This window comes from Kyrpidia spormannii, assembly GCF_002804065.1.
GTDB lineage: Bacteria > Bacillota > Bacilli > Kyrpidiales > Kyrpidiaceae > Kyrpidia > Kyrpidia spormannii.
This window is the reverse complement of record NZ_CP024955.1, coordinates 1,455,823-1,468,233: the sequence shown is the minus strand read 5'-3', so window position 1 is coordinate 1,468,233 and position 12,411 is coordinate 1,455,823. Positions and strand designations below refer to the sequence as shown.

The window sequence follows — 12,411 nt, the reverse complement described above, 5'->3', positions numbered from 1 at the left end:
CTTACCGATGGCCGATCAGGCGGAAAACCTCTTCCCGGAGCTTTCCGTCTTCCAGAAATACCCCGCGAACGGCGCTGGTCACCGTCTGGCTTCCAGGTTTATTGACTCCACGCATGGTCATGCACATGTGTTCCGCTTCGAGAACCACCACCGCACCCCGGGCTTCCAATTTCTCCATAATCGCGTCGGCCACCGTCGAGGTGATCCTCTCTTGCAGCTGAGGTCTGCGAGCCACCGTCTCCACCAATCTCGCCAGCTTACTCAACCCCGTGACTCTCCCTCCCCGTGGGAGATACGCCACATGGGCTTTGCCGAAAAAAGGGACCAAGTGGTGTTCACACATCGAATAGAACAAAATGTCCCGCACGAGGACCAATTCTTCGTGTTCAATATTGAAAATTGCATTCAGTTCTTCCCGGGGATCCTGGTGCAATCCCCGAAACACTTCCTGATACATCCGCGCCACCCGGCCGGGGGTGTCCTTTAACCCCTCCCGCTCTGGATCCTCCCCGATCGCTTCAAGAATCATGCGGACGGCCGTCTGAATCTTATCTACGTCAAAACCCATCGATGTCGTTCCCTTCCCTTCTCCGACTCCCGCCACCCGCCCCGGTCGTGAACCACTATAACATAAGAAACAGAAAAAATCCAAGCCGTCCAACTCCATGGACCGGCCTGGACTCTCCCGCGGCCCTGAGCGGGGAAGGGGCCGTCGCCCCCACGCCCCAATCCGGCCTACACTCTATGAACATCTCATTGGAAGACGGTGGACGTTTGGGGCGTCCCAGGCTGATTTTCGATCGGATTCGTGGGTTGCCCTCCGGAAGCCCCGCCGCCGTTCTCACCGGTACTCCCGTGATTCTTTTTGTCCTCTTTGGGAGGCTTTTGGGGCTTCCCGCCGTTTCCGGTGTCCGTCTGGGATCGACCCGGGGGCTGCTGGACCGTTTCGGGAATCGAAACCGTCACGGCATTGGACCGGTTCACCTCGTTCCCCGATCCGTCCACCGCTGCCACGACGTACTCGTACTGACCACCTGGCGTGACCTGGTCATCCGTCCAGGACCCGCCTGTCACCGAAGCAACGAGGGCCTGGGTTCCCCCATTCTCCGTCCGGTACACCCGGTAGGAAACATCCCCTTGGATGGGCGTCCAGCGCAGATCCACCTTGCTGCCATCCGAGGACACCGTGGCTGCCAGGTCGGTGATCGCCTGGGAAGGCGGAGTTTGGTCCGGAGGCGGCGTTGGGGTGGATGTCCCTCCGAGGACGGGGAAAGGTTTGGGCGGTAGATGCTCGGTTTGAATAATCCTCGTCATCATCGACTGGAACACCGCCGCCGCCTTTCCACTCCCGTACTCACCTTGCTGACCGGGACTCAGCGGGATATAGTTCATTCCATCGGGAGGACCCATCCAGACCGCCCCGACATAATCCGGAGTGTAACCCACAAACCATAGATCGGTGTTCTGCCCTTTAATGGGCGCATATTCCTGGGTCCCCGTTTTCCCAGCCACGGCGTAGCCCGGAATCCGGGCGGCAGCCCCCAAACCGTGATCCACCACGCTCTTGAGCAAATCGGTCATCGTCGCCGCGGTGCGGGGCTGCATGACCTGGGTGGGCGCGTAATCGGGCTGCACCAGCACCCGGCCGTTGCCGTCCACGATCTTCGTGATGGCGTGGGCCTTGATGAATTGGCCCGCATTGTCAAAAGCGGCATAGGCCTGGGCCATGATCAAGGGCGAAGCCCCCTTGGACGTGGCCCCGAGAGCTACTGCCAAATGGTTGTAATCGTCCGGAGTGACGGGTAGCCCGAGCTTCTTCGCGAAATCGAGACCCGTTTTGATGCCAATTTGATCCAGCAGCCATACCGCCGGAGCATTCTCCGACAGCTCCAGTGCCGCGCGAAGGGTCATCGTGCCGCGGTACCGACCGTCCCAGTTGTGGGGCGTATAAGCCCCGGCACCCGATCCATACGTGATCAGCTGGTCTTTCAACAACGAGTTGGGGCCGTACCGCCCGGTTTCAATGGCCGGCCCGTAATCCACCAAGGGCTTGATCGTCGACCCTGGGCTCTGCCCGTTGCCTCCCGTCATCGTGAAGTTGTTCATGGTGGCGTAGTTGAACCCCCGGAAGGTCTTATACTGCATGCCTCCGATAATCCCGGCGATGCCTCCCGTTTTCGGGTCGAGGACGACGGCTGCACTCCGGGGGAGCTGGCCATTGGGCAATTGGAACAAGGACGTTTTCTCGTAAGTCTGCTGCATCGACTCCTGAACCTGCGGGTCCAGGGTGGTATAAATCCTGTACCCGCCCCGCATGATCTCGTCCGCACTTATGCCGAGATTCTCCGCTTCTTCCAAGACATAATCGAGGAACCACGGATACTTGTTGCTATCATCCACCGGAAGCCCCGTTTTCGGCGGGGAAGTAGGGACCGGTTGCTGTTTGGCGGCGTCCATCTGCTCTTTCGTAATATATCCATTTTTGTACATGTTCTCCAGGACGATGTCTCGGCGTTCCTTGGCCGCCTGGGGATGCACAAAGGGATTGTAGTAAGATGGCGCCTGGGGAAGACCCGCGATCAACGCACATTTTGCCAAGTCGCCGATGGGATCTTTTTGACCGTTTAAGTCTTTAACCGATACGCCAAAATACTGCCGAGCCGCCATCTCCACCCCGTAGGCTTGGCCGCCAAAATAAATTTTGTTGAGATACATTTCCAGGATCTCGTCTTTGGTGTAATGGCGCTCCAACTGAGCAGCAAGAATGATCTCTTCGATCTTGCGTGAAAACGTCTTCTGGTCGTTGAGGAAGACCCACCTGGCCAACTGTTGGGTGATGGTGCTTCCCCCTTCCACCTTGCCTCCCGACAGGATATCCCGGACCAATGCCCGGGCCATGCCCCGTAGGTCGATACCTGGGTGTTCGTAGAAACGACTGTCTTCGGTGGCAATCACCGCATTCCTCAAATTGATCGGAATGTCTTGCAACGGAACTGGAATGGATTTACTCGGCCTGAGGGTGATGGCCGGTTGCCCATATCTGTCATAAATAATCGTTTCTTGGGCGGGATCCAGTTTGCTGGCGTCAAAGGCCGGCACCGTGAGCGTACACCCGACCGCGGCGAACACAAAGCCCGCCAGAATCACAAACAAAAGGATGTACGCTTTGAATCGTTTTCCCATTCACCCACCACCTCTCCTGCATTCTACTTGACCGCCGGCCAATTGACGAGCCACTCCCATTCCCGTAACTAGAATTGAGGGCAAGAAGGTCGCCCGCTGAACTCGCCCAGCGCCGAAGGTCGGCTCTTAAGCCCTCATATGCTTGAATAAGGTTAGAATTCGTTCCTTGGCTCCGTCGCCCATCGGAATAATCCCCTTCACAGCCGGGAAAACCAGCCACCGGCATAACAAAAAACCTCGAGGATATACTCCTCGAGGCCGTATCCGCGTTGAAATCGATCCTGCTTCACTAGGAGATTTCCGCGTTACAGTTTGACGACGTTCGCGGCTTGGGGACCACGAGCACCTTCCACAATGTCAAACTCCACCAACTGTCCTTCTTCGAGGCTTTTAAAGCCCTCCTGCTGGATCGCGGAAAAGTGGACGAACACGTCGCCCCCGTCCTCCCGTTCGATGAACCCGTAGCCCTTTTCCGCGTTAAACCATTTAACCCTTCCTTGCATCGGAAACCTCCTAGAAATCCATTTGGCCATTCAACCGCTTTTATCATACTGCTTTCTGGGCCCAGAGTCAAACGAAAACATTTGCCCTGCGAAAAAATTCTCAGGGGCCCTCCTCGGGCCCCCTTTTGTTCCCACTCATTCTGTGGCGATGTCTTGGTCGGTCTGCTGACGGCTTGGCTTGATCATGACAAAGTGGTTTTCACTGTGGTCGAGTAGCCGGCGCACCGTATCCGCCTCTTCATATTGCTTCGTGCGCATGAGCTCCCGGAGGTACAGATGCAGCAGTTCTTCGACGTCCCGCTTCCCTTCCGGATCTAAGGGCTGCATCGACACCTTGGCGCCCTTGGCAATCCGCCGTTTCAACGCTTCTTCGGTTAGTCCCATCTCCGGCTGTACCCGCAAATACACAACGCCCCCGGTCATCCCCGAACAAATCCACGGCCCTGGGTCGCCGAGAACCAGCGCCCGGCCATTCGTCATATACTCAAAGGCAAACCCTTTCAAATTCGCCCGGGCGCCAATGAGACCCAGGGAATCGTTCACAGGTTCCCGGAGCATGCCCCCGATGATCACGTCAGCGCCGGAAAGGCGAATCCCAGCCCGGGAATCGGCATCTCCCTGGACGATGAACAAGCCCTTTTGAGCCCCGTAGGCCAACCCCTTACCCACAGACCCATCCAGGCGCTCGCCTCGGCGGTTCAGCCCTTTCATCACGACAATCTTACCGCCCACAGCGGTTTTTCCCACCCCGTCCTGGGCGCCGCCTTCAACTCGAATGTGGACGCCCGGGGCATTATACGCACCGAGGCCGTTTCCAGCGATCGATCCGCCGTTGAAATCGAGATTCGCTTTTTTGAAGCGCTTCATCTCGCCCCGGAATCGGCCCCGGGTTACCGAACCTGCCAAGAAACTGCCCAACACCCGATCGTGGGCGGTGACCTGGTCCACCTGCTGGACCACCGTCTCGCTACCCGCCGCCACCTCCAATGTCGCCTGGGCTGCAATCCGCTCGGTCAACGAATCGACGCCAACGCTGCTCAGGCGAACTTTGGGAGCGCTGGCCAGGGCCACCTTCCGGGTGCTCACAATGGTGGGCACCAGGAGCGCTGTCACATCGACCCGATCCAACTCCCGAACCTGTTCTAGAAGGTCCGTTCTGCCAACCAGATCCTGAGTCCGTCTCGCCCCCAGCCGGGCCGTCCATTCCTGAACCTCTCGTCCCATGGCGCGGAACAGGGTCACCAAGTTCGCCACCGCGGTGTCGAACTCCCGGGGCACGAACATCTTCAGCCCCTTTTCCTTCGCCTCTTCTGTCGATTCGATCTGGGTGGCGATCCCGACGTGGCAGGTGTCTTTGTGGCAGGCCCGGCAACTCGTGCACCCCACCGCCACCATGGCCAGGGTTGCAAAACCGCAGCGATTCGCTCCGAGCAGGATCATTTTCACCACATCGAGACCGCTTTTCAGGCCGCCGTCCGCCCAGATCTCCACCTGATCCCGCAACCCCGCCTCTGTCAGCGCCACATGGGCGTGGCGGACGCCGATCTCCACCGGCAAGCCCACATGCTTAAGCGCGTGGGCCCTGGCGGCACCCGTCCCGCCGTCATATCCGCTCAGGGTGATAATATCGGCGCCCGCTTTGGCGATGCCCACAGCAATGGTGCCGATGTTGGGCACCACGGGCACCTTGACCGACACCCGGGCGTTCGGATTGGCCGTTTTCAACTCATCGATCATCTGGGCCAAATCCTCGATCGAATAAATGTCGTGGTTATTCGAAGGAGAGATCAAATCGATTCCCGGTTGCGCATTTCGCGCCGCCGCCACCTTCGCCGAGACCTTGGAGCCGGGCAGGTGACCGCCTTCCCCTGGCTTTGCCCCCTGACCGATCTTGATTTCAAGGATGTTGGCCGCATTGCACAACTCGATGTTCACTCCGAAGCGCCCTGACGCCACTTGCAGCCCCCGGTGTTTCGGGTACTTGCCAATCATGTCTTTGATCTCGCCGCCCTCGCCGTTCATGGCCACCATATCGAGCTGTTTCGCCGCTTCAGCATAAGCCCGGTACGCTGTCTCATTCTGAGATCCGAAGGACATGGAAGAGATGAGAAAGGGCAGGCTGTGTTCCCCTACCGACAGGTCTACCTCGTCCGGGTCAACACCGCTCGCTTCGGATTCTTTCAAATCCATGACGTGCCGCAGGGAAATGGGGTGGCTACGCTCCATCTCCGCCAGCTTTTCCACGTATTCCCGGTATGGTCTCACCCCTTGGGCCGCATCCCCCGCGGCTTTCCAAATCCGGGGATAATAATTGTACTGGCGAACCGGGCGTGCGGCTCCCTCCCCGTTTGCAATCTCATACCGTCGACGAGCCTCGGCTTCGAATTCCCGCCATCCGAATCCCGCCGTTTCAGAACCGCAAAATCCCGGTGTCTCTAACACGGGGTGCAATTCCGGTTTTAACCCGATGGAAGAAAATAGCCGGTCATAGCCCCGCAGCTCGTGAATGCCGAGGGTGGAAATGACTTTCTCCAAGCCCTTCTGAAGCGCCGCGTAGAGATTGCCCACGGACACCGCAGGATCTCCACCGGCGAGTTCCCACATGAGATACGGGTTCAAAGCATCCGCCCCAAGCCCGATGGCGGTTACGAGATCATGAAGATTTCTCAGGGCACCCGAGCGCAAGACCACGCTGACCCGCCGCCGGAGATTGTCCGCCCCGGCTTTGGGCGCCCGATTTTTCAACGCGACATGAACTGCCGATACGGCCAGATGCGGGTCGATCCATTGCCGCCCGTCTCGGAAGGCCCGGTCGTCATCGATCACCAAGAGGCAACCGCCCGCCTCGACAGCATCGGCCGCCTCCCGGCCCAGGCGAGCCACTGCTTCTTTCAGCGTTTCGTCTTCCGCAAAGGTGGCGTCCAACACATAAACCGCTTCGGGTGAAACGTCGAATTCCCGCAACAGGTCTTCGAAAAGGTAAGTCCCCAGCTGGTGCGCCAGCCCCCGGTACTCTTCAGCCGGTAACACCGATCGGGTTCGATGACCTCCGAGAAGAAGCGGCGTCTGGAGTTCCACCCGGCGCCCTGCCCTGGCCGCGCCGCCAGCCAACGACGGCCTGGGGCCCAATACAGTCCGGGTGGAGAAGTGTTCGATCTCCCGTTCTCGGTCGATGGCGGGATTCGTCACCACCGCCACCGTTTCTTTGTAGAAATCAGCCAGGTTTTGGCGTTCCCGGGACAAAGCGGCGAGTGGCCCGTCATAGCCCAGGGAGCGGATTGGTTCCGCCCCGGTGTGAGCCTCGAACTCAAGCAACTTGAGATCGTCCGCATCCCAACCGAAAGCGGCCACCAACCGATCCCGGAGCTCCGGCCGATCGGGAACATTCCGCAGTCCCTCAGACACCCCGGCATCCAGGGCCACCCCCGGCATGCCGAACTGGAGCGATCCCCGGAAGTGATCGAAAGCAAATCGCTCTTTCGCCCGTTCCAAAACCACCCTTTGATATTCGTGGTAGGGATGGATCTTCAGACCCTTGCCCCGAAGAAGCTGCACGCCGATCTTCTCACCGGGTGCCAGTGGTTTGGGATCGGCGACCATATCCGCCAACTCCACAATTCCCTGTTCAGAGGAGAAAAACAAGGCGCTTTCCGTTTGCAACATCCACAAAGGGCGAAGCCCCAAGGCATCTACGCTGAAGACACATTCGTCTCCGTAACGAGAAACGATCCCGGCCGGCCCTTGGGCAAAGGGTCCCCAAGCCGAACGGAAAAACATGTATAAATCCTGCAAATCGGGTGAAAAATTCTTAATTTCATTGATGATCGGTGGGAACACCAATTCCATCGCTTCATACAGTGTCAAACCGAACCGGTGGATCAACCCTTCCAGGGTTCGGTTCAAATCCTGGGAGTCACTCGCCTCCCGAACCAAGGGAATCCCCAACATCTCAGCCTCTTCTCGAAGCTTCGCGATGGTGTTGATTTCCCCGTTGTGACCTAATAATGAAAACGGCTGAACCCGTTCGAACACCGTGGATGTATTGGTAGAATACCGGTTATGTCCAATGCTCACAGCGGATCGCAGATCCCGGCTCGCCAAATCCGGATAATAATCCGGCAGGGTACCGGCTGACCCGCGGACTTTGTACACCACCGTCTCGGTGCTCAGGGACACCACGTGCACCGGGGTCTGGGCTTCGACGGCCAGCTGCAGCTCAAACAAAACCCGCCCCGCCCCTTGGGCATCCTCCACCAGACCAGCCACCTGCCAAAAGACCGGTTCATCCGCCCGGCCCCGGGGCCCCAAGGCCCTGGAATTCACATTCCCTTCTTCCTCGATGAGAATCTCCAGGCGGTGCTCCCCGAACAATCCCCGAACTTTGGCCTTCCACTTCTCCCGCGACTCCTCCGACTCCCGGGGGATGAAAAAATGTCCCACAGCAAACCGGGGATCCTCAGCGAGCGAGCCGGGATGGCCATGATGGACGAGTTTCTTCGACCATAACTTTCGAGGAAGATCCATCAAAATCCCGCACCCGTCTCCCTCCCCGTCGACGAACCCCGCCCGATGCTGCATCTGAATCAGAGCCTTAATGACGCTCTGAACATTCTCGTTGGAGGGAACACCGTTTCTTTGCACGGCGGCGACGATTCCGCACGCATCGTGTTCCGAGCCCTCCCACATGCCCAGCTCGTTCTGCATTCGGTCCACCCCCTGCAAAATCCGCTCCACCGACCGCCCCGGGCCTGTGACGTCCTCTACGGAACGACCCGGCGAGCATCCCTCATGAAACCAGGGAACCTGTCCGCCGGGTCTTTTATCCCTTCGGTGTGGCCCTGAGGCCTGCACCGCTCGGTCCTGTCCATTTACTCTGGCCGGATCCCTAGGTGCACTTCCGCTGTCGCATTATACTATACTACATTGACTCGTGAAACACAACACATAGTTCACCATATGGCATAACGCGAAAAAAGCCATATACCCGACATCATTGAAAGCGGATCGCTTTTGGTAGGGGCACCGCATTCTTCGGACCACGTACCACCGGTGGTAAGGAGGGGACACCAGATTGAATTGGAACCCATTGTGTACAGTCCAATCTGTTATAGCCCACCCTGAAGCATGCGGTGGAACAGCGCGCAAAATCTGCTGCCGCCTACTCGGGTAAGCCGAGGCGCATCTCTCTCAGGGCTTTGCGCACCACATCCACCGCGATAGCAAAGCCGATTCCCTGGGAACTCTGGCTGACCGCCGTGTTGATCCCGACCACTTTCCCCCGCAGATTGATCAGAGGTCCTCCGCTGTTGCCGCGGTTGATCGCCGCATCCGTTTGAATCAGATGGGGATATTTGCGATCTCCGATCGCCATCGGCCGTTCCTTAGCACTAATCACCCCGACGGTGACGGTGTGGTCCAAACCAAGGGGGTTGCCGATGGCCACCACCCACTCACCAACTCGCAGGTCCCGCTTTTTGGCCAATTGTAGAATTGGAAGTCCAGGAGGCTTGGGCACTCGGAGGACCGCCAGATCCAGTTCATAGTGAGCTCCGACCACCTTGGCCTCCACCACCCGGGTACGCCCCAAAAGCCGCACCAAAATTCGAGAAGCGCCGTGAATGACGTGTTCATTGGTTAGGATCAGCCCCCGGCGGTCGAAAAAAAAGCCGGAGCCGATATTGAGCTGATGCAGTTCCCGATCCTCTCCCCCCTCATCTGGCGGGGGCAACGGCCATCCCGGGATCCGAGAGACCGCAGACCGAGGAATATCCTGCACCACCTCGATATTGACCACTGCCCCCTTGTATCGCTCGACAACGTCCGCGATGCGATACACCGATCGGCCGGGTGCTTTGGGTCTTGTCTTCATACCCGTCCCCCCTCGCATCCCATGGGGATGGCGTCTTATAGAATATGACAGGGGAAGAAGACGGGTGAACCCAAAGGAAAAAGGCCGGGAACGATGTGTGCCCATCCCGGCCCTTGAAAGCCTTGGGGAAATTCAGGATTCACCGGACGAGGTGTCGGCAGTCCCACTGTTGAGAGCCATGGCCGCAGCTGTTCCCGGGATGGGCTCCCGGCGGAAGAATGGCTGCATGCCCCGCTCTAATTTCAGGTACAGATCTCGGGCGTTCCGTCCGTGAACAATGGCGTTGTTTCGCAGGACAAAGGGCACGTCGGTACACAGCCCGCAGACATCGAGGCAGTCCGAGACTTCGATTTTTAGGTCGGGGTACCTCTCCTGCAAGGCCCGCAGAACATCTCCGGACTTCTCAAGATTTTTTTTGCAGAATTTCAAGGATAACGAATTCATGCCACTCAATGCACATTCCCCTTTCTCCCGGGGCAACTCACCGGGACATTCCCTCACCCCGCTACGGTGTCCATCTCCGCCAGAGCCTGTTCCGCCCGTTCCTCCACAATGAGAGCCAGCCGGGGATCATAGCCCAGATGCCCTCCGAGGCCGATCTGGATCCCCGGATGCCGGCGTCCAGCTTCCTCAATGATCCGGGGGAGATCGCGAAGGACGTGCTTTCCCAGGTGGAGAAAATACGGTACAATCACCACTCGGCTGGCCCCTTGATTGATGCAGCGTTCTATCCCTTCCGGAATGGACGGCGGGGTGATCTCCAAGAAAGCCGCTTCCACGATGTCCCATCGACCTGATCGCTTCAAATCGTCCATCACCCGATACATATCTTCAGCGGCCGTCTGAAGCTGACTGCCGTGTCCAATCAACAGCACCGCGGTTCCCGCCACATTCGTCGCCCCCTTTCTCCCTAAAACACAACCCTATCGGGGATCAAACCCCGCAGCCCCGAAGGGCTTCGGGGCGGCCTGTACCCCTTCGAACACAAAGAGCCACCCGCGCTCCGCCCGGTAAATTCTCATTTCCACATGCTCATCCAACATCAGCAGATGAAAAAGATTCATATCCGATTTTATATAAGGGCTGAGATGTTCATCGTGGAAACGCATGGCCAACACCCGGCCGCGTTCATGCTCGGGAACTTCCACGCCTGCCCACCCCTCGATCTCGCCTTCGCGAATCGGCGGCAGCAGCCGGGAAGTCCGGGACTTCAACGTCTCATAGAGATCCTTTGCGGCCCGGGCTTTGCGACTGCCCTGGGTGATCATCACGTACATAACCGTGTACACTCCTTCATCGCCTGAAACAAGCGTTGGCCCAAGGCCGAGAATCCGGACTCGCCAGTTGTCATGCGCTTGCCAGCCGGTTCACCGCTTCGGCCAACAAGCGGACGCCGAACCCCGTCGCCCCGGCGGGCAGGTAACCCTTCGTTTTCGGCGTATCCATGGGTCCGGCCATGTCGATGTGCGCCCAAGCGACCCCTGTCGGGACAAAACGCTTCAAAAACAAAGCGGCCGTGATCGCACCGGCGTATGGCCCCTCGCTGATATTTTTGAGATCGGCATAATCACTGTCCAGCAAGGACTCATACTCTTCCACCAGGGGCATGGGCCAAACCCGATCCCCCACCTCTTCCCCGACCTCCTGCAGCAGTTTTCGCAGCCCTTCATCGCCGAAAACACCCGCGATCTTGGGACCCAGGGCCGCAGCGCACGCACCGGTTAAGGTGGCGATATCGATGACCGTGCGCGCCCCGCGTTTTCCCGCCAGAATCAGCCCATCCGCGAGAATCAGACGTCCTTCTGCATCGGTGTTGGCGACCTGAACGGTGGTCCCGTTCGCGTAACGAATAATGTCTCCGGGCAACATGGAATGCGCCCCGGGAAGGTTCTCTGCAGCCGGTACCAGTCCCACCACATGCACCGGAAGACGCAACTTGGCAATCACGTCCAAGGCCCCGATGACCGCAGCTGCACCCGCCATGTCCATCCGCATGTCGCTGATGTCCCGCTGGGTTTTCAAACTGATGCCACCGGAGTCAAAGGTCACGCCTTTACCGACCAGGGCAATCAGCGGTTTGGACGAATCCCCGGTATAGTGCATTTCGATGAGGCGGGGACCATAGCGGCTACCCTTCCCCACGGCCGTCAGACCTTGAAGGTCCATCCGTTCCAATTTCACGCCCCCGTACACCGAGACTTCCACCGGAGTACCTGAAAAATGCTCTTGTACCCGGGAGGCGAGCAGATCGGGCCTCAGGTGATTGGCCGGCTCATTGGCCAAATCCCGCGCCAGACACGTCCCCGCTGCATCCGCCTCACCCCGGCGAATCCCTGCAAAAAGTGATTCGGACTCGCGAGTTCCCCGAAGCACGTCCACCCTCCGCAACCTTTGCGTCTGCGGGTCCGACCGATAGCGATCAAACCGGTAGGTGCCAAGCACGAGGCCTTCAACCACAGCCCGACCCAAGGCGTCGGCCGGAAGCGGAAGCTCAGGAAGGTGTACCGCCACCTCCTCCCATCCTTCTTTCACCGCCATCCGGCCGGCTTCCCCCATCGCCTGCCGAATATGTTCCGGTTGAACTTCCCCTTCAGGACCGATACCCGCCGTCAACCATAGCCGGACCCCGTCCCCATTGCGAAAAAAGGGGGTCACTGTGCCTTTTTTGGCATGGCGTTCGCTCACGGGCAAGCCTAGAGGTGAACCCGCCGCGAACTCCGGGGTCAGGAGTACAATATGGCAACCCAAAGGGGAATCGGACTCTACTCTCCACTCCACCGGGCACTCCTCCATTCCTTCCCTGACGTGCGGGTCGTGCCGCCTTCAGGCTCCATTATACCGAACTGCAGCAGGGCC

At 58.7% G+C, this 12,411-nt stretch carries 9 protein-coding genes; all 9 read right to left on the bottom strand.

The features are described from left to right. Position 1: 1 nt before the first annotated feature. Positions 2 to 568 (bottom strand): GTP cyclohydrolase I FolE, encoded by a 567-nt coding sequence (gene folE, locus CVV65_RS07450; RefSeq protein ID WP_100667592.1) that lies wholly within the window; start codon positions 566 to 568, stop codon positions 2 to 4. Positions 569 to 753: 185 nt separating this feature from the next. Then, a complete protein-coding gene (locus CVV65_RS07445) occupies positions 754 to 3,183 on the bottom strand; it encodes a transglycosylase domain-containing protein (RefSeq protein WP_100667591.1) in 2,430 nt (809 codons plus the stop codon). 305 nt (positions 3,184 to 3,488) lie between these two features. After that, positions 3,489 to 3,686 (bottom strand): cold shock domain-containing protein, encoded by a 198-nt coding sequence (locus CVV65_RS07440; protein ID WP_100667590.1) that lies wholly within the window; start codon positions 3,684 to 3,686, stop codon positions 3,489 to 3,491. A 135-nt stretch (positions 3,687 to 3,821) separates the two neighbouring features. Further along, positions 3,822 to 8,390: a glutamate synthase-related protein gene (locus tag CVV65_RS07435; protein ID WP_100667589.1), complete on the bottom strand. Its 4,569-nt coding sequence runs from the start codon at positions 8,388 to 8,390 to the stop codon at positions 3,822 to 3,824. Positions 8,391 to 8,844: 454 nt separating this feature from the next. Next, a complete protein-coding gene (locus CVV65_RS07430; protein ID WP_232059650.1) occupies positions 8,845 to 9,555 on the bottom strand; it encodes a S1C family serine protease in 711 nt (236 codons plus the stop codon). Between the two features lie 132 nt (positions 9,556 to 9,687). Continuing rightward, the gene (locus CVV65_RS07425) at positions 9,688 to 9,999 is read right to left on the bottom strand and encodes a YuzB family protein (RefSeq protein ID WP_100669286.1); all 312 of its coding nucleotides are present in this window, start codon (positions 9,997 to 9,999) and stop codon (positions 9,688 to 9,690) included. Between the two features lie 53 nt (positions 10,000 to 10,052). Beyond that, positions 10,053 to 10,445 carry a sirohydrochlorin chelatase gene (locus CVV65_RS07420; protein WP_100667587.1) on the bottom strand — a complete coding sequence of 131 codons (393 nt, stop codon included), beginning with the start codon at positions 10,443 to 10,445 and terminating at the stop codon, positions 10,053 to 10,055. A gap of 33 nt (positions 10,446 to 10,478) precedes the next feature. Then, positions 10,479 to 10,832, bottom strand: a complete 354-nt coding sequence (locus tag CVV65_RS07415; RefSeq protein ID WP_100667586.1) for a hypothetical protein — start codon at positions 10,830 to 10,832, stop codon at positions 10,479 to 10,481. A gap of 70 nt (positions 10,833 to 10,902) precedes the next feature. Beyond that, a complete protein-coding gene (locus CVV65_RS07410) occupies positions 10,903 to 12,333 on the bottom strand; it encodes a leucyl aminopeptidase (protein ID WP_100667585.1) in 1,431 nt (476 codons plus the stop codon). Positions 12,334 to 12,411 lie beyond the last annotated feature (78 nt).